Annotated in this window: 21 protein-coding genes; 20 read left to right on the forward strand and 1 reads right to left on the reverse strand. The window is 50.1% G+C overall.

Going from position 1 to position 23,933, the window contains the following annotated elements; translation table 11 throughout:
* Positions 1-16 precede the first annotated feature (16 nt).
* The 17 genes from BM124_RS01915 (at position 17) to pyrE (ending at position 18,018) form a co-directional block, all read left to right on the forward strand.
* Complete coding sequence (locus tag BM124_RS01915) at positions 17-700, forward strand: YggS family pyridoxal phosphate-dependent enzyme (protein ID WP_093334966.1); 684 nt, start codon at positions 17-19, stop codon at positions 698-700.
* Positions 701-732: 32 nt separating this feature from the next.
* On the forward strand, positions 733-1,149 hold the full coding sequence (locus BM124_RS01920; protein WP_093334967.1) for a cell division protein SepF: 417 nt from the start codon (positions 733-735) through the stop codon (positions 1,147-1,149).
* A gap of 23 nt (positions 1,150-1,172) precedes the next feature.
* The gene (locus tag BM124_RS01925; RefSeq protein ID WP_093334968.1) at positions 1,173-1,427 is read left to right on the forward strand and encodes a YggT family protein; all 255 of its coding nucleotides are present in this window, start codon (positions 1,173-1,175) and stop codon (positions 1,425-1,427) included.
* Positions 1,428-2,213: a YlmH family RNA-binding protein gene (locus BM124_RS01930; RefSeq protein ID WP_244504200.1), complete on the forward strand. Its 786-nt coding sequence runs from the start codon at positions 1,428-1,430 to the stop codon at positions 2,211-2,213.
* Positions 2,214-2,300: 87 nt separating this feature from the next.
* Complete coding sequence (locus tag BM124_RS01935; RefSeq protein ID WP_093334969.1) at positions 2,301-2,822, forward strand: DivIVA domain-containing protein; 522 nt, start codon at positions 2,301-2,303, stop codon at positions 2,820-2,822.
* A 380-nt stretch (positions 2,823-3,202) separates the two neighbouring features.
* On the forward strand, positions 3,203-5,983 hold the full coding sequence (gene ileS, locus BM124_RS01945) for an isoleucine--tRNA ligase (protein ID WP_093334971.1): 2,781 nt from the start codon (positions 3,203-3,205) through the stop codon (positions 5,981-5,983).
* A gap of 41 nt (positions 5,984-6,024) precedes the next feature.
* Complete coding sequence (gene lspA, locus BM124_RS01950) at positions 6,025-6,507, forward strand: signal peptidase II (protein ID WP_093334972.1); 483 nt, start codon at positions 6,025-6,027, stop codon at positions 6,505-6,507.
* Positions 6,500-7,417, forward strand: coding sequence for an RluA family pseudouridine synthase (locus BM124_RS01955; RefSeq protein WP_093334973.1), 918 nt, complete (start codon positions 6,500-6,502; stop codon positions 7,415-7,417). The genes lspA and BM124_RS01955 overlap by 8 nt, the downstream gene beginning before the upstream one ends.
* Before the next feature lie 198 nt (positions 7,418-7,615).
* Positions 7,616-8,164, forward strand: a complete 549-nt coding sequence (pyrR, locus tag BM124_RS01960; RefSeq protein ID WP_093334974.1) for a bifunctional pyr operon transcriptional regulator/uracil phosphoribosyltransferase PyrR — start codon at positions 7,616-7,618, stop codon at positions 8,162-8,164.
* A gap of 155 nt (positions 8,165-8,319) precedes the next feature.
* Positions 8,320-9,654: a uracil-xanthine permease family protein gene (locus BM124_RS01965; protein WP_093334975.1), complete on the forward strand. Its 1,335-nt coding sequence runs from the start codon at positions 8,320-8,322 to the stop codon at positions 9,652-9,654.
* 62 nt (positions 9,655-9,716) lie between these two features.
* Positions 9,717-10,652: an aspartate carbamoyltransferase catalytic subunit gene (locus BM124_RS01970; protein ID WP_093335164.1), complete on the forward strand. Its 936-nt coding sequence runs from the start codon at positions 9,717-9,719 to the stop codon at positions 10,650-10,652.
* Entirely contained in the window at positions 10,649-11,737 is a 1,089-nt protein-coding gene (locus tag BM124_RS01975) for a carbamoyl phosphate synthase small subunit (protein ID WP_093334976.1), read from the forward strand. Before BM124_RS01970 ends, BM124_RS01975 begins: the two co-directional genes overlap by 4 nt.
* 13 nt (positions 11,738-11,750) lie before the next feature.
* Positions 11,751-14,975, forward strand: coding sequence for a carbamoyl-phosphate synthase large subunit (gene carB, locus BM124_RS01980; protein WP_093334977.1), 3,225 nt, complete (start codon positions 11,751-11,753; stop codon positions 14,973-14,975).
* Positions 14,972-15,748: a dihydroorotate dehydrogenase electron transfer subunit gene (locus BM124_RS01985; protein WP_093334978.1), complete on the forward strand. Its 777-nt coding sequence runs from the start codon at positions 14,972-14,974 to the stop codon at positions 15,746-15,748. Before carB ends, BM124_RS01985 begins: the two co-directional genes overlap by 4 nt.
* On the forward strand, positions 15,745-16,662 hold the full coding sequence (locus tag BM124_RS01990) for a dihydroorotate dehydrogenase (protein ID WP_093334979.1): 918 nt from the start codon (positions 15,745-15,747) through the stop codon (positions 16,660-16,662). The genes BM124_RS01985 and BM124_RS01990 overlap by 4 nt, the downstream gene beginning before the upstream one ends.
* Positions 16,659-17,366 (forward strand): orotidine-5'-phosphate decarboxylase, encoded by a 708-nt coding sequence (pyrF, locus tag BM124_RS01995; protein WP_093334980.1) that lies wholly within the window; start codon positions 16,659-16,661, stop codon positions 17,364-17,366. The genes BM124_RS01990 and pyrF overlap by 4 nt, the downstream gene beginning before the upstream one ends.
* A gap of 1 nt (position 17,367) precedes the next feature.
* Positions 17,368-18,018 (forward strand): orotate phosphoribosyltransferase, encoded by a 651-nt coding sequence (pyrE, locus tag BM124_RS02000; RefSeq protein WP_093334981.1) that lies wholly within the window; start codon positions 17,368-17,370, stop codon positions 18,016-18,018.
* 122 nt (positions 18,019-18,140) lie between these two features.
* Here pyrE and BM124_RS02005 read toward each other — a convergent pair whose 3' ends face one another.
* Positions 18,141-19,859 carry an Rqc2 family fibronectin-binding protein gene (locus BM124_RS02005; protein WP_093334982.1) on the reverse strand — a complete coding sequence of 573 codons (1,719 nt, stop codon included), beginning with the start codon at positions 19,857-19,859 and terminating at the stop codon, positions 18,141-18,143.
* A gap of 100 nt (positions 19,860-19,959) precedes the next feature.
* Between BM124_RS02005 and BM124_RS02010 the strand changes: the two genes are divergently transcribed.
* From BM124_RS02010 to remA, 3 genes are all read left to right on the forward strand, one after another.
* Positions 19,960-22,599: a calcium-translocating P-type ATPase, PMCA-type gene (locus BM124_RS02010; protein WP_093334983.1), complete on the forward strand. Its 2,640-nt coding sequence runs from the start codon at positions 19,960-19,962 to the stop codon at positions 22,597-22,599.
* Between the two features lie 75 nt (positions 22,600-22,674).
* Positions 22,675-23,559 carry a YicC/YloC family endoribonuclease gene (locus tag BM124_RS02015; protein ID WP_093334984.1) on the forward strand — a complete coding sequence of 295 codons (885 nt, stop codon included), beginning with the start codon at positions 22,675-22,677 and terminating at the stop codon, positions 23,557-23,559.
* An 85-nt stretch (positions 23,560-23,644) separates the two neighbouring features.
* Positions 23,645-23,908, forward strand: a complete 264-nt coding sequence (gene remA, locus BM124_RS02020; protein ID WP_090925560.1) for an extracellular matrix/biofilm regulator RemA — start codon at positions 23,645-23,647, stop codon at positions 23,906-23,908.
* The last annotated feature ends 25 nt before the right edge of the window (positions 23,909-23,933 follow it).

Genomic DNA, 23,933 nt, shown 5'->3' on the forward strand with positions numbered 1-23,933 from the left:
AAGGAGAGCGCGGCCCTTGGATGTGAAAGAAAATCTCTCCCGGATTGAACAGGAGATACAGACCGCCTGCACCCGCTCGGGAAGAGACCGTTCAGAAATACATATCATTGCCGTAACAAAATATGTTACGGCAGATAGAGCATTGGAAGCTATTGATGCAGGGATCCGGCATATCGGCGAAAATCGTCTGGAAGGAGCTCTTGAAAAATGGGAAGCCTGCGCTGGACAGGCATCGCTCCATTTTGTCGGATCACTGCAGACGAGAAAAGTAAAAGACATTGTAGATAAATATGACTATTTTCATTCGCTGGACAGGTTGTCTCTTGCGCGTGAATTTCAGAAAAGAAGTCCGGAGAATCACGTCGTTCCATGTATGGTGCAGGTGAATGCTTCCGGAGAAGACAGTAAGGCCGGAATCGCTCCGGAAGAACTTCCGGACTTTATCGAAGAGCTGAAAAACTATCCCGCTGTCCAGGTCGCAGGTTTAATGACCATGGCGCCCTTTGATGAAAATTCGGAGAAAACAAGGCCTGTTTTCCGGAAACTGCGGGAGCTTCGCAGTGATGTCCAGAAGCAACAGGCGCCGCATGCCCCCTGTCCTCATCTATCTATGGGAATGTCCAATGATTTTGCGGTCGCCGTCGAAGAAGGAGCTACTTTTGTGCGCATTGGTACAGATCTGGTCGGAAACAGGAAGTGAAAAAACCGGAGGACCATCAAGGAGGAGAGCCGATGAGCTTCAAGTCCAAATTTAAACGATTTTTCGAACTCGAAGACGACGTCGTGGAAGAAGAGGTGGAACGTCCGGCCGAAAAGGAGCGGACGGCACCCGGAAAAGAAGAAAAAGGCGGCAATGTTGTGAGTCTGCAGAGTGTGCAGCAGTCTTCCAAAGTAATCCTGATGGAGCCGCGCGAGTACGATGAGGCTCAGGAAATCGCCGATCACATCAAGAACCGGAAATCGGTCATCATTAATCTGCAGCGGGTGGACGCCCAGCAGGCCAGAAGAATCGTTGATTTTTTGAGCGGAACTGTTTATGCTGTAGGCGGAGAGATTCAGAAAATCGGCCCCGGCAATTTCTTGTGCACGCCGGATAACGTCGATGTTTCCGGTGATATTTCCGAGATTTTATATCCGCAGGATCAGTAAACAAATAAAGGAGAATGCCTTTTATGCAACTCATAGGAAGCCTGCTGCAGTCAGCAATGCAGATTTACTCATATGTTATCATCATTTATATCTTGATGTCCTGGTTCCCCAATGCCCGGGAATCATCTTTCGGACAGGTACTGGGTGCTGTTGTGGAACCTTATCTGGAACCGTTCCGGCGCATTATACCTCCCCTCGGTATGATTGATATTTCACCGATTGTAGCTATAGTAGCCCTGCATTTTGCAACGTACGGTGTAGGAGCACTGTTTTTTTAGATGATGCCGGTACTTGAACATTTCCGCAAAGAGGAACATCCTTTTGTAGAGCAGGCACTGGAGTGGAAAGATGCGGTTGAAACGCTGCATGAGCGCAGGCTGACAGGTTTTTTAAACCCGAGGGAACAGGATATTTTGGCCTCGATCGTCGGAAGAGACGAGGTTGTTTATCTTTCTTTCTGGGGAGGACAGGAGTATTGTGAGCGGAAGAGGGCACTCCTTTATCCGTTTTATGAAGAAATCACCGAAGCCGATTTTGACATTCATCTGTTTCAAATCACCTATCCGGCGAAATTTGTATCCCTTTCCCACCCCGATGTTCTGGGATCACTGACAGGACTGGGCCTGAAACGGGAAAAATACGGTGATATCGTAAAGGGTGACGGTATATTTCATTTCACGGCTGCCGGTGATGTTTCCCTGTATATTGAAATGAACCTTGAGCAGGTGGGAAAAGCTTCGGTACGAACCGAACTTTTGCCCCTTTCGGAGATGCTGCCGCTTGAAGAGCACTGGGAGGAAGTACATACGACCGTGTCTTCGCTGCGTCTGGATGTCATGATTGCAAACATGTATCAGCTTTCACGCAGTAAAGCACTGCCTTTCATCGAAAAAGGAAGGGTGAAAGTCAACTGGAGAACGGAGGATAAACCTTCTTTTCCGCTCGAGCCTGGTGATTACATATCGGTACGGGGAAAAGGAAGAAGAAAATTCATTGACTCAGACGGAGAGACAAAAAAACAGCGGATCCGGATAACGTACGGAACGAAAACGGATCACAAATAGACATAAAGCAGGAAAAAAGCAAAGGATGTCGAACGTTATAACACAGGAAGATTTAATCATCAGAAGGATAGTAGGAGGTGCGGTGGTTTGCCATTAACGCCACTTGATATTCATAATAAAGAATTTACAAGAGGATTCCGGGGATATGATGAAGATGAAGTAAATGAGTTTCTCGATCAGGTTATCAAAGATTATGAAAGTGTCATGCAGGAAAAAAATGAGCTGTTTACAAAAGTGAATGAGCTCGAAGAAAGACTGGAGCATTTCTCCAATATCGAAGAAACGCTGAACAAGTCGATCCTGGTGGCACAGGAGTCCGCAGAAGAAGTGAAGCGCAACGCCCAGAAAGAATCGCAGCTCATTATCAAGGAAGCGGAAAAAAATGCCGACCGTATCATTAACGATGCACTGAACAAGTCGAGAAAGATTGAGCTGGAAATTGAAGAACTGAAAAAACAGGCATCGGTGTACCGCACCCGTTTCAAAATGCTCATTGAAGCACAGCTTGAGATGCTTCACAATGAAGACTGGGATGAGGTAGTGGATACCGAAAACGAAGAAGAAAGCCGGGAAAGTGTATATTCCGGGGAGTCCAGACAGGTTGACTGACAGATCTCATCTGTTCTATACTTTTTACAATAAACGAATAGTCATCTGAACGAAGAAAGGGACGAGCCTGATGGCAGGACCCGCTTATGTCAGCGAACTGTGGATGGTGGAAGCACAGAAGCGGATTCATCATGGACATCACCCTGGAGTTCCCGCGCCGAATGTTGGAGGCGTGAGGCGGTTTGCGGCCGTTATACCGAATCAAGAGGATGATAGATACGAATCTGTCATACAATCAGGGTGGTACCGCGAGGCCTTCTCGTCCCTTTACAGGGATGGGAAGGTTATTTTTTTACCCCGTGTCATCAGAAAAAAACGTCACACCACCGCATAAACATGATTGTTTTTGGCAGCAGGATAATATAACAGGAGGATGAATGATGGGCTACAAAGAAACATTGTTAATGCCGAAGACGAAATTTCCGATGAAAGGAAATCTTCCCAATAAAGAGCCGGAGCGGCAAAGGCAGTGGGAAGAGGAAAACATGTATGAAAAAGTGCAGGAACGCACAAAAGGACGTCCGCTTTTCGTCCTTCATGACGGGCCTCCTTATGCCAATGGTGATATCCATATGGGCCACGCCCTGAACAAAATTCTAAAAGATATCATCGTACGCTACAAGTCGATGAACGGGTATCATGCCCCTTATGTGCCAGGGTGGGATACGCACGGTCTTCCCATTGAAACGGCACTGACGAAAAACAAAAAAGTGGACCGTAAAAAGATGTCGACCGCTGAATTCCGCAAAGCCTGTGAAGATTATGCGCTGGATCAACTCGACCGGCAGCGCAGCCAATTTAAACGCCTTGGTGTGCGCGGTGATTGGGATAATCCTTACATCACCCTGAACAAAGAGTACGAAGCCCGTCAGATTCAGGTGTTCGGAGAGATGGCCAAGCGGGGTTACATTTATAAAGGACAAAAACCGGTATTCTGGTCTCCCTCTTCGGAATCGGCGCTGGCCGAAGCGGAAATCGAATACCATGATAAAAAATCACCATCTATTTATACGGCATTTGATGTGAAAGACGGCGGCCGGGTGCTGGATGGAGATGAACAGTTTATCATCTGGACGACCACGCCGTGGACCATCCCGGCCAATCTGGCCATTGCTGTACATCCGGATCTGGAATATGCCGTCGTACAGGTGAATGAAGCAAAGTATGTCGTTGCCCGTGACCTCGTGGAAAACCTGGAAACGGAACTTGAATGGGAAAACCCGCAGGTTCTGAAAGTGGTACAAGGTAAAGAACTGGAGCATCTGACAGCCACTCATCCGATTTACGGCCGTGATTCCATCGTTATCCTTGGGGACCATGTATCGCTTGATGCCGGGACCGGCTGTGTTCATACTGCGCCCGGCCACGGCGAGGATGACTACAGAATTGCGCAGCATTACGGGCTTGAAACACTCTGTCCTGTCGATGATAAAGGGTATTTCACGAGTGAAGCACCCGGGTTTGAAGGGGAATTTTATGACCATGCCAACAAACCTATCTCAGAGAAACTGGATGAAGTTGGTTCGCTCATAAAACTTGCATTTATCACGCACTCGTATCCCCATGACTGGCGTACAAAAAAACCAGTCATTTTCCGGGCAACAGCCCAGTGGTTCGCATCGATTGAAGATGTGCGCAGCGACCTTCTCGAAGCGGTGCGCGGCGTAACGTGGCTGCCTGAATGGGGAGAAACCCGGCTGCATAACATGGTCCGCGACAGAGGAGATTGGTGCATTTCCAGGCAGCGCGCGTGGGGCGTGCCGATTCCGGTCTTTTACGAAGAAGACGGCACCGAAATTGTCACCGATGAGACCATTCAGCACGTCTCCCGGCTGTTCCGTGAACACGGGTCGAATATTTGGTTTGAGTGGGAAACGAATGATCTTCTGCCGGAAGGCTATACGTCGGACAAGAGTCCAAACGGCGGGTTTACAAGAGAAATGGATATTATGGACGTCTGGTTTGACAGCGGGTCGTCCCATGAAGCGGTTCTTGAAGAACGAGAGGAATTGAGACGTCCTGCTGATGTGTACCTGGAAGGATCCGACCAGTACAGAGGCTGGTTCAACTCATCACTGACAACGAGTGTTGCGACAAACGGGTCCTCTCCCTACGACATGATCATCAGCCACGGATTCGCTTTGGACGGCCACGCCCGGAAAATGAGCAAATCGCTCGGCAACGTAATGGTGCCAAACGATATCATGAAGCAGCTCGGAGCTGATATTCTGCGGATGTGGACGGCTTCTGTCGACTATCAGGCAGATGTGCGGATCTCCAATGAAATACTGAAACAGGTCGCCGAAGTGTACAGAAAAATGAGAAACACCTTCCGCTTTCTTCTCGGTAACCTTCAGGATTTTGATCCAGATGTGAACCGTGTGCCTGAAGAAGAGTTGTCTGAACTGGACCGTTATATGAAACTCCGCCTGAATGACCTGACGGCAAAAGCGAAACGGGGTTACGATCAATATGAATTTGCGCACGTGTACCATGCGCTGCACAATTTCTGTACGATTGACTTAAGTTCTTTCTACATGGACATTGCCAAAGACACTTTGTATATTCTGCCGGAAAACGACCCGTCCAGACGCGCGTTCCAGACAGTTATGTATGACACCCTGATTGCTCTTGTCCAGTTGTCATCACCAATTATGCCGCATACGGCGGATGAAGTATGGGAATATATCCCGGGTGTAGAGGCATCATCGCCGCAGCTGACGGATATGCCGAATCCTGTCCAAAAAGAAGAAAACGAAGCGCTTCGCCGCAAGTGGGATACTCTTATGGAAATCCGTGATGAAGTATTAAAGGCGCTTGAAGAGGCCAGAAACAATAAGGACATCGGAAAGTCACTGACAGCCGCTGTTACTATTCACGCCGATGAAAATGTGCAACCGTTCCTTGATGGAGAAAATCTAGAACAGCTGTTTATCGTGTCCAAAGCTGAACTTGGAGTGGCAAAAGAGAAAGCCCCTGAGGCAGCGGAACATTTCGAATACACTTCTGTGCAGGTATATCCGGCCGAAGGTGAGACGTGTGAACGCTGCTGGACGGTTCGCACCGATGTCGGCAGTGATCCAAAACATCCGGGCCTCTGCAGCAAATGTGCTGATATTGTAAGCAATCATTACAGTCACGTGAATACAGCCGATGAATAAAACGGTCCTTCGGGGCTTAGGAAAAGCAGGTGTCCAATAAAATGAAAAAGCTGTTATATTACGGACTGGCACTGTTTACGATTGCGGTGGACCAGCTGACCAAATGGCTGGTTGTTCAGTATATGGATTTGAGGGAAAGCATAGAAATTATCCAGGGTTTTTTCTATTTGACCTCCCACCGCAATGCGGGAGCAGCTTTTGGCATGCTTCAGGGACAGATGTGGCTTTTTTACATCGTAACGGTCATTGTCGCCGCGTTCATTGTCTATTATCTGCACCAGTACGGAATGCGGAGTAAATGGTACGGTATTCCTCTGGCTCTCATTCTTGGTGGAGCGCTTGGTAACTTTATTGACCGGGTGCTTTTCGAAGAAGTGGTAGATTTCTTTGATGTCTACATTTTTTCATACAATTATCCGATATTTAACATCGCCGATTCCGCACTTGTCACCGGAGTACTGGTGTTGATTGTGAAAATGGCAGCTGACGACTGGAAAGAAAAGAGGAAAGAGAAGCATGGATAAGTATCATACCTGGAAGATAACGGAAGAAGACGCCGGAATGCGGATTGACAAATTTCTTGCCGCTGCAGGGGCGGACTGGTCCAGAACAAAGGTGCAGCAATGGGCCGGAGAAGGAAGCATTCTCGTCAATGAACGCGTCGTGAAAAGCAATTATGTGCTGCGGGACGGCGATAAAGTGGAAGTCAATGAAGCAGAAAAACAGGAGCAGCTCCTGCTTCCGGAATCACTGCCGCTCGATATTTATTATGAAGACGAGCATATTATTGTCGTCAACAAGCCTAAGGGAATGGTTGTCCATCCAGCACCAGGGCATTATTCGGGAACGCTTGTAAACGCTCTGCTTTATCACTCGGCGGCATTGTCTTCGGTAAACGGTGAAGAGAGACCGGGGATTGTCCACCGGCTCGACAAAGACACGTCGGGGCTCTTGGTCTGCGCGAAACATGACAGTGCCCATCTGCATCTTGCCGCTCAGCTGCAGGATAAAGAGATGAAACGGGTGTATCAGGCGGTTGTGCATGGCAGTATTGCCCATGATACCGGAATTATAGAAGCTCCTATCGGAAGAGATACGGCTGACCGTCAGAAAATGGCGGTCACCGATTATCATTCCAAAGATGCCGTTACACATTTTCGTGTGATGGAGCGTTTTGAAGACTTCACATTGGTGGAGTGCCGTCTGGAAACCGGGCGGACGCACCAGATCAGGGTTCACTTTTCCTATATCGGCCATCCTGCGGCAGGAGATCCAAAATATACGAAGAAGAAGACTGCCGGTTTGAGCGGTCAGGCCCTCCACGCTGCCGGTCTGTCGCTCATCCATCCGGCGAGCGGAGAATGGATGAGCTGGGAAGCGCCTTTACCCGAAGAAATGCATGTATTGCTTGAAGATCTTCGAAAAAAGGATTGACCCGAACAGCATAATCTGACATAATCTATACAAACGATATGAAATCCTTTAAAGACAGTCCCGTGAGGCTGGGAAGGAAACGGATGCCCCTTTTTTAACAGGGGTGGTGTATATTGTGCACGCAGCCATCCTCCCACCCAATCGGGCGGGGGGATTTTTTTATGACAAAAACGGTCCGTCAGGAAAGGTCGTGAAACGATGGGGGAAGATCGAACGTTACTGGATGAGCAGGCGGTCCGCCGGGCCTTGACACGTATTTCACACGAAATAATTGAAAAAAACAAAGGCATTGAAGACTGTGTTCTCGTCGGCATTAAAACAAGAGGTATTTATATTGCCAACCGTATTGCGGCAAATATTAAACGGATCGAAGGAAAGACCGTACCGGTCGGCGAAGCGGATATCACTCTGTATCGGGATGATCTCTCGCATCGCTCGGGCGGCGGAGAGCCGGAACTCCGGGGAACGGATATCCCGGTGGATATCGAAGGCAGAAAAGTCATCCTCGTGGACGATGTGTTGTATACCGGCCGGACGGTAAGAGCCGCCATGGACGCGGTCATGGATCTCGGCAGACCTGCCCACATACAGCTGGCCGTGCTTATCGACCGGGGACACCGGGAACTTCCGGTCCGCCCGGATTATGTAGGGAAAAATATCCCTACATCCAAAGAAGAAATCATCGCCGTGCAGCTGCAGGAGACTGACCGGATTGATGAAGTGACGATTAAAAGCAAAAGCAGTTAAACCCGCTTTAAATCAGTCCAGTGAGGCTGAAAAGGGGTATAAATGGAGCAGGAGAGACGTGTCTTCCTGCCTCCTGTTTGTACCTCTTTGCCTGACGGGCAAAGATTTTTTTTGCCCATGGAAGAGAACACCAACCAGAACAGGAGAGATGACAAATGGAAGACACCCAGGTGAAACTGAAAAAAAACGACGTACCAAAATGGAACGAATGGCTTATCCTGAGTATGCAGCATTTATTCGCGATGTTCGGTGCCACCATTCTCGTACCGGTGTTAACCGGTTTGAGTCCGGCTGTTGCGCTTCTTTCAAGCGGACTCGGAACGCTTGTCTATCTGGTCATAACTAAAGGACAGATCCCGGCTTATCTCGGATCATCGTTTGCCTTTATTATGCCGGTAACATCCGCCATGGCAATCGGCGGGCCGGAAGGAGTTATGATCGGCACCTTTGCCGCTGGAGTTGTCTACAGCATTACGGCTCTTGTGATCAAAAAAACCGGGGTGAAGTGGCTGATGAACCTGCTTCCTCCTATTGTTACCGGACCGGTCATTATCGTAATCGGGCTCGGTCTGGCTGGAACGGCGGTGGATATGGCCATGAATTTCGACGACCAGAGCGGGCAGTATGTCCAGCCGACGCTCCATTTCAGTATTGCGCTTGCGACCCTTGCATTGACCATCATTGTGTCGGTTTTTGTAAGAGGTTTTCTGAATCTTATTCCCATTCTTATCGGATTGAGCGGCGGATATATCATCGCGCTGGCCGTCGGAATTGTAGATCTCAGTGACATCGCGCAGGCAGCCTGGTTCCGGGTTCCGGATCTGGTCGTTCCTTTTATAGGCTTTGAGCCGCAGTGGTCGTGGAGCATTATTTTCATCATGACGCCGATTGCCATTGTGACCCTGGCCGAACATATCGGTGATCAACTCGTCCTAAGTAAAGTTGCCGGCGAAAACTATGTAAAAAAACCAGGTCTGCACCGCTCCATCATGGGAGACGGAGCAGCAACGATCGTGGCTTCTCTGATCGGAGGACCTCCGAACACGACATACGGCGAAAATATCGGGGTGCTCGCCATCACAAGAGTTTTCAGTGTATATGTCATAGGAGGGGCGGCCGTTCTCGCACTGGTTTTTGGTTTTATCGGCAAAGTGGAAGCTTTAATCGCGAGCATACCGGATGCGGTAATGGGAGGTGTCTCTATCCTATTGTTCGGAATTATCGCTTCCTCCGGCCTGCGGATGCTGATAGATAATCAGGTGGATCTTGGGGTGAAGCGGAATCTGATTATCGTCTCCGTCATTCTTGTCATCGGTATTGGAGGTGCCTTTATCGATATTAATGAGAACCTGCAGATCTCGGGAATGGCTCTGGCAGCTGTAACCGGCATTATATTAAACGCGGTCCTGCCGGGTAAGCAGTACGCTTTCGGCAACGGTGCCATGTTTGAGTCTCTGGACGACAAAATGAAAGAAGACGAAGCCGCTTGACATGCCAAAGGTGTTGTACGTATGACAGAAACGAAAAGAGAGGGGAAAAGCCGATGATTCGAATGGATGCGGATAAACCAATCAAAACAGAAACCGGTCCGGCGCATGTGTTAACGATGGAAGACTGGAGTGTTGATGCCATTCATAAACTGCTTGAAAAAGCGCAATGGTTTGCCGATCATCCGGAAAAACTGCCGCTGCAGCGCCTGTATGCCGCCAATCTTTTTTTTGAGCCGAGCACCCGCACGAAGCTGAGCTTTGAAGCAGCAGAGCGCAATCTCGGACTGGATCTGCTCCATTTTGAAGCAGATACGTCCAGTGTCATTAAAGGGGAAAGCTTGTATGATACCGTCAAAACACTGGAAAGTATCGGAGCTGATGTTGTCGTCATACGCCACGACCGGGATCGTTTTTTTGAGGAACTCACGGAAAAGCTGAATATACCAATTATCAATGGAGGAGACGGCTGCGGCCATCACCCGACCCAGTCTTTTCTTGATCTCTTAACGATCCGCCAGGAATTTGGGACGTTTTCGAATGTGAACATTGTCATTGCCGGTGATATTTTTCACAGCCGGGTGGCGCGGTCCAACCTGGACGTCCTCGAAAGGCTCGGAGCGAACGTCTATGTAAGCGGACCAAAGGAATGGATGGGTGACGAGCTCGAGAAGCGCTGGCTGCCGATGGACGAAGCGGTCGAAACCGCTGATGTCATGATGATGCTGCGCATTCAGCATGAACGTCATACGGTAAAGATGGCAGCCGGCCCTGATGAATATCATAAACGGTTCGGTCTGAATGAAGAAAAAGCGGCACGGATGAAACCGGACGCTGTCATCATGCATCCGGCGCCGGTCAACCGGAATGTGGAGCTGGCTGATACGTTGGTGGAATCAGATCGTTCCAGAATTTTTAAGCAGATGAAAAACGGAGTGTTTGTACGGATGGCCGTACTGCGCCACGTACTGGAAAAACAGAAAGGATGTCTCAATCAATGAAACGAAAACTGATGCTTGAAAATGGAACCATATTTACAGGAGAGGCGCTCGGAAGCACCCGTTCCACAACGGGAGAAGTCGTATTCAATACAAGCATGACCGGGTATCAGGAAATTCTATCCGATCCATCCTACTGCGATCAGATTATTACCCTGACTTATCCTTTAATAGGAAATTACGGTATTAACCGTGATGATTTTGAAACACTTCAACCGGCAGCGGGCGGTCTGATCGTAAAAGAATCCGCCCATCATCCAAGTAATTTCCGAAGCGCCGCCCGTCTTGATGATTGGCTGAAAGATAAAGATATTCCCGCCATTTCCAGGATAGATACGCGGATGCTGACCCGTGTCATCCGAAAGCACGGTACGCTGCACGGCCGGATGTTTAACGTGGAAGAGGACGAAAATGAAATACTGGAAGAACTCCGCGCTCTGCAGCCAACACGCAACAAAGTAAAAAAAGTGTCGACCCGCACCGCCTATCACGCACCGGGAACCGGCCGCCGCGTCGTTTTAATGGATTACGGCGCAAAACACGGCATCAGCCGCAACCTGATTCAACGGGGATGTGACGTATTCGTTATGCCCTATGACACGCCGGCCAAAGAAATTTTTGAATTGAACCCGGACGGCATCATGCTCAGTAACGGTCCCGGTGACCCGGAAGATGTACCGGAAGCTGTTGATACGCTGAAAGCTGTTCTCGGCCACATTCCGATTTTCGGCATCTGCCTCGGCCATCAGCTTCTCAGCCTGGCCTGCGGCGCGTCTTCATCGAAACTGACATTCGGCCACCGCGGAGCCAACCATCCTGTAAAAGATGTACGGACGGGCAGGGTTGATATGACCTCCCAGAACCACGGATACACGATTGACAGACAGTCTCTGATGGGGACGGACCTGCAGTTGACCCATGTCAATGTAAATGATGGAACCGTGGAAGGGGTTGCGCATAATGAATATCCTGCTTTCAGTGTGCAGTATCATCCGGAAGCATCACCTGGTCCCGAGGATTCCAACAACCTGTTTGATGAGTTTATGAAGATGATGGACAAAGAAAAAGCAGCGACATCGTTCGTATAAAGGGGAGAGAGACATGCCAAAACGTACAGATATTCAGAAAATACTAGTTATCGGATCCGGTCCCATCACAATCGGGCAGGCGGCGGAGTTTGATTACGCCGGCACCCAGGCCTGCCAGGCGCTGAAAGAAGAAGGGTATGAAGTCATTCTCGTGAACTCCAATCCGGCAACGATTATGACCGATACCACGATGGCCGATAAAGTGTATATGGAGCCGATCAGCCTTGAATTTGTCGTCCGCGTCATCCGCAAGGAAAAACCGGATGCACTGCTGCCGACGCTCGGTGGTCAGACCGGTTTGAATATGGCGATGCAGTTGTACCGGGAAGGCGTTCTCGAAGATCACCGTATATCTCTTCTCGGCACCGAGCTGGAAGCGATAGAAAAGGCAGAGGACCGGGAAGTGTTCCGTTCTCTCATGCGGGAGCTGGATGAACCGGTACCCGAAAGTGAGATCGTGAACACATTTGAACAGGCAAAAGCATTTGTAGAATCGATTGGTTATCCGGTCATTGTCCGCCCGGCCTACACACTCGGCGGAACAGGCGGGGGTCTTGTTCATAACGAAGAAGAGCTGGTTGAAACCGTGGAAACCGGACTAAAATACAGCCCGGTTACCCAGTGTCTGATCGAAAAAAGTATTGCCGGATTCAAGGAAATTGAATACGAAGTGATGCGGGATGCAACAGGTGAGTGCATCGTCGTCTGTAATATGGAAAATTTGGATCCGGTCGGTATTCATACCGGTGATTCGATTGTCGCGGCACCAAGTCAGACCCTTTCCGACCGGGAATATCAAATGCTCCGCAATGCTTCCCTGAAAGTCATCCGTGCGCTTGAAATCGAAGGCGGCTGCAATGTGCAGATGGCCCTGTCCCCGGAAAGTTTTCAGTACTACCTGATTGAAGTGAATCCACGGGTGAGCCGTTCCTCCGCGCTTGCATCCAAAGCCACAGGCTACCCGATCGCGAAGCTCGCCGCAAAGATCGCAGCAGGCTACCGTCTCGATGAACTGAAAAACCCCATTACCGGCACGACCTACGCAAGTTTTGAACCGGCCCTTGACTATGTCGTGACCAAAATTCCGCGCTGGCCGTTCGACAAATTTGAAGCAGCCAACCGGAAACTGGGGACACAGATGAAAGCCACAGGAGAGGTCATGGCCATCGGACGGAATATGGAAGAATCCATCATGAAAGGAATCCGCTCTCTTGAGATAGGCAGACACCATTTGTGTGACCCGGAGTACAGAGAATACTCGGATGAAACACTGACAGATAAACTTATGCATGCCGAAGACGACCGCCTATTTGTTATCGGAGAAGCGTTTCACAGGGCATGGACGGTCGAACATTTGCATCACCTCACCGGTATCGACCCTTTCTTTCTGGAGAAACTTCTGGGGATTGTCAGAATGAGCCGGGAATTGTCGTATGAGCCGGGACATATCGAAAATCTCGCCGCCGCGAAAGAAATCGGCATCCCCGATTCTGAAATCGCAAGGCTTTGGGACTGGCAGGAAAAAGACGTGTACGTACTGCGCCGCCGCAGAGGCATCACACCTGTTTATAAAATGGTGGACACGTGTGCCGCCGAATTTGAATCCCAAACGCCGTATTACTATTCCACCTACGAACAGGAGAATGAAAGCGGCCCAAGCGGACGTCCATCTGTGCTGGTGCTCGGCTCCGGCCCTATCCGCATCGGGCAGGGTATCGAATTTGACTATGCAACCGTGCACGCCGTATGGGCGCTGCAGGAAGAAGGTTATGAAGCGGTTATCATGAATAATAACCCGGAAACAGTATCGACGGACTTCAGTACGTCCGACAAGCTTTACTTTGAACCACTGACGGTGGAGGATGTTATGCATGTCGTGGATCTGGAACAGCCGGAAGGTGTTATCGTTCAGTTCGGAGGACAGACCGCTGTCAATCTGGCCGATGAACTGCATGCGCGCGGTGTAACGATTCTCGGGACGACACTTGAAGATATGGACCGCGCCGAGGACCGTGATAAATTTGAACAGACCCTCCATGAGCTGGACATTCCGCAGCCTCTCGGCAAAACAGCGGTGTCAACGGGAGAAGCACGGAAGATAGCATCCGATATCGGTTACCCGGTCCTTGTACGCCCGTCTTATGTACTCGGGGGCAGAGCGATGGAAATCGTTGATGATGAAACGGAACTGCGTTCTTACATGGAACGGGCTGTGAAAGTGAATGAAAAGCACCCCGTTCTGATCGACCGTTACATGGTTGGAAAAGAAGTGGAAGTAGACGCGGTGTCCGACGGAGAGACGGTCTTTATACCAGGGATTATGGAGCATATTGAAAGAGCCGGCGTTCATTCCGGCGATTCGATTGCGGTGTATCCAACCTGGTCCCTAAGTGAAGAGGTCAAACAGAAGATTGTGGAACGCACGGTTGCGATCGGCAAAGGACTGAATATAAAAGGGCTCCTTAATATTCAGTTTGTCATTCATGAAGAAGATGTTTACGTTCTTGAGGTGAATCCAAGAGCCAGCCGGACCGTACCTTTCCTGAGCAAAATCACCGGTGTTCCAATCGCAGCCGCGGCGACAAGAGCCATGGCGGGTACGACGCTGGTAGAACAGGGCTACGCCGACGGCATGCTTCCGGAGAAGAAAGAAGTCTCCGTAAAAGTTCCGGTATTCTCCTTTGCGAAACTGCGCCGTGTGGATATTTCATTAGGACCTGAAATGAAATCAACAGGTGAAGTCATAGGCCGGGACGCCTCTCTTGAAAAAGCACTCTATAAAGGATTGATTGCATCAGGCATGAGCATCCCTGCCCACGGTTCGGTGCTTTTCACGGTAGCAGACAAAAACAAAGACGAAGCATTGAAACTGGCACAGCGTTTCCATGCCATCGGCTATACGCTTCTTGCGACGCAGGGAACGGCTGATTTTCTGCGCAGACACGCCATTCCTGCTCAAACGGTAAATAAAGTATCTGAGTCATCCCCTGATCTGCTCGATGTGATCCGCAAAGGTCAGGCTCAGTTTATCATTAACACCTTGACCCAAGGCAAACAGCCGGCAAGGGACGGATTCCGGATCCGCCGGGAAGCTGTTGAAAATGAAGTGGTCTGCATGACGTCGATGGACACGGCGGATGCATTGCTCAGGGTGCTTGAAATGTTCTCCTTCTCCACCGAGGCCGTGCCGGAAATGACAAAACGCACGTCACCGGCATCCGGCGGGGTAACCGTATGAAAAAAGAAAACATGACAATTACCAATCACCGCCGTATTGCACGGAATATTTATGAAATGGAACTGGAAGGGAAGCTTGTCCAGGAGACAGCCGGCCCCGGGCAGTTTCTTCACATCCTGCCGCCCGCAAGCGATTCGATGCTGCTGCGCCGCCCGATCAGCATCTGTAAAACAGATAAAAAAACCAGCCGGTTGACGATCATCTACCGGGCGGAGGGAAAAGGGACGAACCAATTGGCTTTTGCTCCGGAAGAAAGCAGGTTGGATGTAATGGGGCCGCTCGGCAACGGTTTTCCGGCGGAAAATGTTTCCCCGGGCGAGCACGTGCTGCTCACCGGCGGCGGAATCGGGGTACCGCCGTTGTATGATACCGCCTGTGATTTACGGGAAAAAGGAATAGAACTGACGACGGTTCTTGGATTCTCAGATAAAGAAACTGTATTTTATGAAGAACGATTCAGAGAGCTTGGAGATGTGTATGTGTCCACCGAAGATGGAAGTTATGGCACAGCCGGCTTTGTGACAGACGTGATAGCGAGTGAAAAGCTGTCTTTTGACCGGATTTTTGCCTGTGGTCCCGTTCCGATGCTGAAAGCACTGGAGGACGCTTATCCCAATGCCCGCGGCAGTATTTCTCTTGAGGAACGGATGGGATGCGGTCTTGGGGTTTGTCTGGCATGCGTCTGCCGAAGCCGGGAGGATTCAGACGGAACAGATTACCGCAAAATCTGCAGCGATGGACCAGTATTTTCATGGGGAGAGGTGCTTTTATGAGCAGAATGTCAGTAAGTCTGCCGGGACTTGAGATGAAAAACCCGGTCATGCCCGCTTCCGGATGTTTTGGGTTCGGAGAAGAAATCGGCACTTTGTATGATCTGGATGAACTGGGTGCGATAGCATTGAAAGCAACGACGCTGGAGGCGCGTTACGGTAATGAAACCCCCCGTGTAGCCGAGACGGCGTCTGGTATGCTGAATGCTATCGGGCTGCAGAATCCAGGTTTGGAGAAAGTGCTGTCGGACAAACTCCCTCCTCTCGCTTCCAAAGAAGTTCCACTGCTTGCCAACATTGCCGGAAGTACGATGGAAGATTATGAAGCAGTGGCGGACGCGCTTTCGGCCAGTGGCCGGGTTGGCGCACTGGAGCTGAATATATCATGTCCGAACGTGAAACAAGGAGGCATCGCCTTTGGTACAGATCCTGATCTGGCAGCTGAGCTGACCGAAAGGGTGAAAGCTGTGTCACACGTGCCGGTATACGTCAAACTATCGCCTAACACAAGTGATATCACCGTGATCGCTGACGCGGTGGAAAAGGCGGGGGCGGATGGGTTGACCCTGATAAACACGCTGACAGGAATGAAAATCGACCGGAAGACAGGCAGGCCGCTGCTTGCCAATCAGGTTGGCGGTCTGTCCGGACCTGCGGTCAAGCCGGTCGCCATCCGCATGATCCATGAACTGCGGCAGCAGACGACACTGCCCATTATCGGAATGGGCGGCATCATGGAAGCTGGAGATATTATAGAATTCATTATGGCTGGAGCCGATGCGGTAGCTGTAGGTACCGCCAATTTCACGAATCCGTTCATCTGTCCGGAATTAATCGGGGAGCTGGGCAGCATGTTGGAACACGAACAGGTGGATCATTTGTATGATCTGCGGGCGGAGGAGGCAGGAGTACGTTGAATCATCCACTGATTATTGCTATGGATTTTAAAGAGAAAACAGAAGCCGATACATTCCTCGAAAAGTTTGCGGAAGAGAAGCTTTTTTTAAAAATTGGAATGGAACTTTTTTACCGGGAAGGGCCTGACCTCATTCATACCTGGAAGGAAAGCGGGCACAGTATATTTCTGGATCTGAAACTGCATGACATTCCCAATACAGTAAAAAGTGCCGCCCGTCAGCTTGCCGCACTCGATGTGGACTTGACGACCGTGCATGCTGCAGGCGGCATGCGGATGATGGAAGCAGCGCTTGAAGGGTTGGACGCCGGTACGCCGGCAGGGCGTGCTGTTCCATCGTGTGCGGCAGTGACCCAGCTCACGAGCACGTCTGAAAGTGTCATGAACAAAGAAATTGGTATTCCGGGGACGCTTGAGGAATCGGTGCTGCATTATGCGCGAGGCGCCGCGGAGGCTGGAATGCAGCATGTTATTTCTTCTGCATGGGAAGCAGGATCAATCAAACAACAGATCCCCGGCATGAAGGCTGTCACACCCGGCATCCGTCTGACAGAAGATGCAGCAGACGACCAGAACCGGGTGGTGACGCCGGCACGGGCAAGGGAGTACGGCAGTGATGCGATTGTAGTGGGCCGCAGTATCACCCTGGCAGAGGAGCCGCTTCCTAAGTACCGTACAATGATGAAACAATGGAGGGACCATTAACATGAAACAATGGCTGGCAGAGGAACTATTGAAAATTGAAGCAGTGAGTTTAAGTCCGAACGAGCCGTATACGTGGACATCTGGTATTAAGTCCCCGATTTACTGCGACAACCGGCTGACTCTGTCTTATCCTGCTCTGCGTAAAGCGATAGCCCGCGGTCTGGCGGACATGATACGAAAAAAATACCCGGAGGCTGACATCGTGGCAGGGACAGCAACAGCAGGCATCGCTCATGCGGCGCTCGCTGCAGATATGATGGAACTGCCTATGATTTATGTCCGTAGTTCGTCCAAATCGCATGGAAAAGAAAACCGGATTGAGGGAGAAATGCAGAGCGGCCGGAAAGTAGTCATTGTGGAAGACCTTATATCAACAGGCGGTAGTGTCGTGAAAGTGAAAGACGCGTTGCTTGAAAACGGCGCCGAAGTGCTCGGCACCGCTGCCATTTTCACCTATGGTCTTCAAAAAGGCGAGGGGCAGCTCCACGGGGCAGGAATGGAGTGGGATACCCTGACTGATTATGGAACATTGATCGACACCGCCCTGCACAAAAACTATTTAAGCCAAAACGAAGCCGAGCGGCTCCACCGCTGGAAGCAGAACCCCGAAGACGAAAGCTGGCTGCAGACGGATGAAGCATCTTCCTCCTGAAAATGTACTGGAAATAAAACGCTTCCGCTTATCATACATGACAGCCGGAAGCGTTTTATTTCGTAATAACCCAGTCTCAGGTTTTTCTTCATGAACACGGTGTTGTAAGGAAACGTTTAGTGTTACTGGTCCGCCTGCAGGCGCAGGATGAGATCCTGGTCGGGGGTGACAAACACGGTGGACTGGTTGTCATAGGTAACAAAACCTGGTTTTGATCCGTTTGGTTTCCATACGTGTTTGATGCTCGTGTAATCGACGGGGACGGATCCCGATTCTCTCGCCTTCGAAAAATAGGCGGCGATGTTAGCAGCTTCAAGCAGTGTTTCCGTTGATGGATCACTGTCCCGGATCACAACGTGGGACCCCGGGATATCCTTTGTGTGAAGCCACGTATCTTCGCGCTTCGCCGCACGGGACGTTAAATATTCATTCTGCTTATTGTTTTTGCCTACCAGAATTTCCGCACCGTCCGATGATCTGTATGTTTCGAGAACCGGTTTGGCTGGTTTATTTTTTCTGCGTTTTTTCTCCGGCTGTTTTTTGATATAACCGCCTTCTGACAACTCTTCACGTATTTCCTCAATATCAGAAGGAGAAGCTGTCTCAAGCTGCTGAATGAGCTGTTCGAGGTATTGCATCTCGGACCGGGCTTCCGATATCTGTTTTCTGCTCATCTCAAGCGACGTCTTCGCTTTGTTGTACTGGCGGAAGAACGCCTGCGCATTATCGGACGGGGCTTTCTGCGGATCGAGTGGAATCGTTATCGTCCCGCCGTTCTCATCATAATAGTCCATGACGTTTACTTCTTCTTCCCCGCCTTTGACGATATGAAGATTTGCCGTCAAAAGTTCCCCGAATTTCTGTGCTTCGTGGGCATTTTCCGCCCTTTTTTCGGTTTCTTCCAGCTTTTTAATTTTCTTTTTGTTTTTCTGCCATTCATTGCGCAGCATACGCTCAAGATCATAGGCGCGCTGCTTCACCCGGTCCCGCTCCGCTTTTCCGGAATGAAAACGATCGAGCATTTCGCCGGTGGAAGAAAACATCTTCTGCTCTCCTTCCAGATGCGTCATATCCAGAACAGCGTAATATTCTTTTCCGCCCTGCTCGATGATCTGCGGGGTGTAGTTTTCGTCCGCGGCTTGTTTCATCATGGACGTAAACATGGAAGCGATGGACCGAGCGCCCGCCCCGATGCCACAGCGGTGAATCACTTCCTTTGCCGTCTGCGGAGAAATACCGGTGAAATGCTGTACCAGCTGCTGGTCCAGCTTTCCTTCGTTCATATCCAGCTTCTTGATAATGGTCTCTTCACCGGCTGCCAGAGGATTCTCTTTATGCTGGACGGGAGGATGAACGTATTCCCTGCCTGGCAGAATCGTACGGTACCGGTTAACAGACGGTGGGAGGTGTTTCATGCTGTCGAGGATGATTCCCGTTTCTGCTTCGACGAGCATGATGTTACTGTGTTTTCCCATAATCTCCACAACAAGGTGTTTGATGGACGTATCCCCGAGTTCATTTTTCCCTTCAATGACAAAGGTGACGATCCGTTCCATACCTTCCTGCCTGATTTCACGGACAAAACCACCTTCGATGTGTTTGCGCAGAAGCATGCAGAACATCGGGGGTTCTTTTGCATTATCGATTTTCATCCCTGTTACATGCATCCGTGCAAAACCAGGATTCGCCGATAACAATACTTGATGATTCTGGTGGTTTGCACGGATGGTGAGAAGCAGGTCGGTTTTATAAGGTTGTTTTATTTTTGTGATACGGCCGTTTTGGAATGTATGGCTGCATTCATCAACGGCTGCTTTGGTCATCATTCCATCAAAAGACATACGGGCATTCCTTCCTTTCTGCTGTCTCACAAGTATAGCATGAATAACGGCTCGTCTGAATACAATGTGATGATACGTTGAAGGACAAGGAGCGAGCGGAATGAACTGGTACAACCAAACCCGGGAAGAACTGGAACGTATGCTGAACGTGTCGGCATCGAGCGGCCTGAAAGATGAAGAGGCTGCATCGAGGAAAAAACAGCACGGCGCAAACCGACTGGAAGAAAAGAAAAAAACTCCGTCATGGAAACTTTTTCTGCAGCAGTTTCAGGATATGATGATTGTCCTTTTGATCGGCGCGGTTCTTGTTTCAGCTCTGCTGGGAGAATACGCGGATGTGTTCACGATTGTCGGTATCGTTTTGTTAAACGGCATTTTAGGATTTATCCAGGAAAACAAAGCGGAAAAATCTCTGGATACGCTGAAGGAACTTTCTTCTCCCATGATGGTCGTTCAGCGCAGCGGTGTCTGGAAAACAATCCCTTCTGAAGATGCGGTACCGGGGGATATTGTACGATTAAAAAGCGGTGACAAAATAAGTGCTGATATCCGTCTTTTCAACGTCCAGGGCTTGATGACGGAAGAATCACCCTTAACAGGAGAATCCCAGCCGGTTGAAAAAGAGGCAGGGCCGCTGGAGAAAAAACATCTTTCCATCGGCGAAAGAGTAAACATGGCATTTTCCGGTACGCTTGTTACGAAAGGACAAGCTGAAGGTATCGTTGTTGCTTCCGGTATGAAAACGGAAATGGGGAAGATCGCTCATCTGCTGTCGGAATCCAAAACAAGCGAAACGCCGCTGCAGCAGAGGCTGGCCCACCTGGGAAAAGTATTAATAAGCGGAGCGCTGATTTTAACGTCGGCCGTCGTATTACTTGGTATTGCACAGGGGCAGCCGTTTTACAAGATGATCCTGTCCGGTGTATCCCTTGCGGTGGCAGCCATACCGGAGGGACTGCCGGCGATTGTGACGGTCGTGCTGGCACTCGGCGTGCAGCGTATGATTAAACAAAACGCTATTGTCCGGCATCTGCCGGCTGTGGAAACACTGGGGTGCGCCTCCATCATCTGCTCGGATAAAACCGGGACGCTTACGGAAAACAAGATGACCGTGACCGGAATATGGAATGAACATGGTTTATCGGTGCGAAGCAAGCGCAAAGACCGGTTTGACCGGAGACGCTGTGAACATCTTCTTATCCAGTCCGTGCTTGCCAGTCAGCAGGCTATTGATACGTACCTGCAGGGCGGGACAAGCGGGGGCGATGCAACAGAGACCGCTCTCATGGAGGCAGCTCAGGAGCTTGGAGTCAATTTTCCCGAGTTGTTCTCTAAATATGAAGTGGAGAAAGTGTTTCCCTTTGATTCTGAACGCAAACGTATGACGATGCTCGTCAAAGACAAAGAAGGGCGGCGGTTCGTTTTCAGCAAGGGCGCCCCGGATGTACTCCTTAAAAAGTGTACAAGCCTGCAGAAACAGGGAAGAACCGTGGCTATGAACAACGGAGCCGTGAAGGAAATCAGGCAGATGATTGAAACGATGGCATCCAGGTCCTGGCGCACGATTGCGGTTGCGTCCCGATCCGCTTCATCCCATGAACGAATCGAAACGGCCGCTGACGCAGAGAAGGACCTGACATTTACAGGTATGCTCGGCATGATGGACCCCCCGCGGCCCGAAGCTGCCGCCGCCGTCCGTGAATGCCGGAGAGCAGGAATCAAAACGGTGATGATCACCGGAGATCATAAAACAACCGCAGCCGCGGTCGCACGCAGTATCGGTATTCTCCCTAAGTATGGAAAGGTGATGAGTGGACAAGAATGGAACACATCAGCTCCTGAAAAAAAACGGGAGATGCTGCAGCGTACGTATGTATTTGCAAGAGTCAGCCCCCGCGACAAACTCGATATTGTTCAGGAGCTGCAGAAAGCCGGGCACGTTGTTGCTATGACAGGGGACGGAGTCAATGATGCGCCGGCACTGAAAGCTGCTGATATTGGTGTAGCGATGGGCCGTACAGGGACGGATGTTGCCAAGGAGGCTGCTGCTCTCGTACTGCGGGACGACAATTTCGCCACCATCCGCCTGGCGATCAAAGAGGGGCGCAATATCTATGACAATATCCGTAAGTTTATCCGCTATATGCTCGCCTCCAATGTAGGGGAAATTCTCGTCATGCTGTTTGCGGTCATGCTTACGCTGCCGCTGCCGCTCGTTCCCATACAGATTCTTTGGATTAATTTAATCACAGACGGACTGCCTGCTATGGCTCTTGGGGTGGATCAACCGGAACGGGATGGTATGAACAGGCCGCCGCGGTCAAAAACAGAGAGTATTTTCGCAGACGGTATGGGAAAAAAGATTGTCAGCAGGGGCTTTTTAATCGGTATTGTCACACTGATCGGGTTTATAACGGCGCTTTGGGAATATCCGCAGGATCTTGTCCGAGCCCAGACGATTGCGTTTTCCACTCTTGTTATGGCACAGCTGATTCATGTGTTTGACTGCCGGGCGTCTACTTCTATTTTTGACCGAAAGCCGTTTGAAAACAAGTTTCTTACCATGTCGGTTTTATCATCGGTGCTGCTGCTTTTGATCGTTATCTACGTTCCGTGGTTTCAGCCCGTGTTCCATACTACGCCGCTTACGGCAATGGAATGGCTTCTTGTTATGGCGCTTGCATCCATTCCTACGTTCGCTCTTGCCGGAGGACGGAATTGGAACAAAAAACGTAACTAATACAGGCTTTCCCCTTTTCTTCGGCTTGTAGCGGGTGATAAAATTAGCTAGAATAGGAGAAGCGGAAGTGATAGAATGCTGAGAAGTATGACCGGCTATGGAAGCAGTACGGTGGAGACCGGGGAAGGCCGGATAACGGTGGAGATGAAATCGGTGAATCATCGATACTGCGATATTTTGTTCCGGATGCCGCGGGCTCTGAATTACCTGGAAGATACACTCCGCCGCCGGGTTCAGGAGAAAGTGGAGCGCGGACGGGTGGAAGTTTTCATATCTTTGGAGGGAGAAGCCCGTTCCAAACGCGATGTGACAGTGGACTGGGGGCTTCTTCATCAATTTCTCGACCGTGCTGATGAAATGGAACAGTGGAATGTGTTTGATGCAAGGCTGCGGCTTCAGGATTTTCTGCTCCACCCGGATATATCAGCCGTAGAAGAACGAAGCGGCCTGAATGATACCTGGGAATCAGGTGTTGAAGAAGCAGTGAAAGAAGCTTCTGCGGATTTGTCGGAGATGAGACAGAAAGAAGGGGAAGCTCTGCAGGCTGATCTGGAAAATAGACTCGCCGTGATAAAACAGGAGGCTGAAGACATTTACCGGAATGCACCATCCGTCGTAGAGGCTTACCGCAGGCGGCTTTATGAACGGATTCAGGAGGCAATACGTGAAACAGGCTATGCTCCCGATGAACAGCGGCTGTTGACGGAAGCAGCAGTTTTTGCCGATAAAGCAGATGTGCAGGAGGAAGTCACCCGTCTTTTCTCTCATTGCAGCCAATTTTCCTCCATTCTCGGTGAAGAGGGTGCCAAAGGCAGGAAGCTGGATTTTCTCATGCAGGAGATGAACCGGGAAGCAAATACAATCGGGTCGAAAGCTGGAAGCGCTGAACTCGGCCGGATTGTAGTGGAAATGAAAAGTGAACTTGAAAAAATGAAAGAACAGGTGCAGAATATAGAATAGACATCGAACGCATTTTCGATTGCAGCACAGGAAGCTCCAAAAACATAGAGCGAAGCCGCCGCTTTGGACGAAGTGAGGGATTGTTGTGAATATTAAACTGATTAATATCGGGTTTGGCAACATCGTGTCGGCAAACCGGATTATTTCCATCGTCAGCCCGGAGTCAGCTCCAATCAAACGGATTATCCAGGAGGCGAGAGACCGGGATATGCTGGTCGATGCAACATACGGACGCAGGACAAGAGCTGTTATCATCGTTGACAGCGACCATGTTATTTTATCGGCTGTCCAGCCGGAAACGGTAGCGCAGCGACTGACGACACGGGATGATTCCACCGACGATTCTTAATTATTTTTTGCAGAAAGGCGTTGGA

This window comes from Salibacterium halotolerans (assembly GCF_900115625.1).
GTDB lineage: Bacteria > Bacillota > Bacilli > Bacillales > Marinococcaceae > Salibacterium > Salibacterium halotolerans.

Excerpts from the sequence above, each read along its gene's own strand:
- BM124_RS01920 (WP_093334967.1), top strand. The coding sequence starts at position 733 with ATGAGCTTCAAGTCCAAATTTAAACGATTTTTCGAACTCGAAGACGAC.
- BM124_RS01925 (WP_093334968.1), top strand. The coding sequence starts at position 1,173 with ATGCAACTCATAGGAAGCCTGCTGCAGTCAGCAATGCAGATTTACTCA.
- BM124_RS01930 (WP_244504200.1), top strand. The coding sequence starts at position 1,428 with ATGATGCCGGTACTTGAACATTTCCGCAAAGAGGAACATCCTTTTGTA.
- ileS (WP_093334971.1), top strand. The coding sequence starts at position 3,203 with ATGGGCTACAAAGAAACATTGTTAATGCCGAAGACGAAATTTCCGATG.
- lspA (WP_093334972.1), top strand. The coding sequence starts at position 6,025 with ATGAAAAAGCTGTTATATTACGGACTGGCACTGTTTACGATTGCGGTG.
- BM124_RS01955 (WP_093334973.1), top strand. The coding sequence starts at position 6,500 with ATGGATAAGTATCATACCTGGAAGATAACGGAAGAAGACGCCGGAATG.
- pyrR (WP_093334974.1), top strand. The coding sequence starts at position 7,616 with ATGGGGGAAGATCGAACGTTACTGGATGAGCAGGCGGTCCGCCGGGCC.
- BM124_RS01965 (WP_093334975.1), top strand. The coding sequence starts at position 8,320 with ATGGAAGACACCCAGGTGAAACTGAAAAAAAACGACGTACCAAAATGG.
- BM124_RS01970 (WP_093335164.1), top strand. The coding sequence starts at position 9,717 with ATGGATGCGGATAAACCAATCAAAACAGAAACCGGTCCGGCGCATGTG.
- BM124_RS01975 (WP_093334976.1), top strand. The coding sequence starts at position 10,649 with ATGAAACGAAAACTGATGCTTGAAAATGGAACCATATTTACAGGAGAG.
- carB (WP_093334977.1), top strand. The coding sequence starts at position 11,751 with ATGCCAAAACGTACAGATATTCAGAAAATACTAGTTATCGGATCCGGT.
- BM124_RS01985 (WP_093334978.1), top strand. The coding sequence starts at position 14,972 with ATGAAAAAAGAAAACATGACAATTACCAATCACCGCCGTATTGCACGG.
- BM124_RS01990 (WP_093334979.1), top strand. The coding sequence starts at position 15,745 with ATGAGCAGAATGTCAGTAAGTCTGCCGGGACTTGAGATGAAAAACCCG.
- pyrE (WP_093334981.1), top strand. The coding sequence starts at position 17,368 with ATGAAACAATGGCTGGCAGAGGAACTATTGAAAATTGAAGCAGTGAGT.
- BM124_RS02005 (WP_093334982.1), bottom strand. The coding sequence starts at position 19,859 with ATGTCTTTTGATGGAATGATGACCAAAGCAGCCGTTGATGAATGCAGC.
- BM124_RS02010 (WP_093334983.1), top strand. The coding sequence starts at position 19,960 with ATGAACTGGTACAACCAAACCCGGGAAGAACTGGAACGTATGCTGAAC.
- BM124_RS02015 (WP_093334984.1), top strand. The coding sequence starts at position 22,675 with ATGCTGAGAAGTATGACCGGCTATGGAAGCAGTACGGTGGAGACCGGG.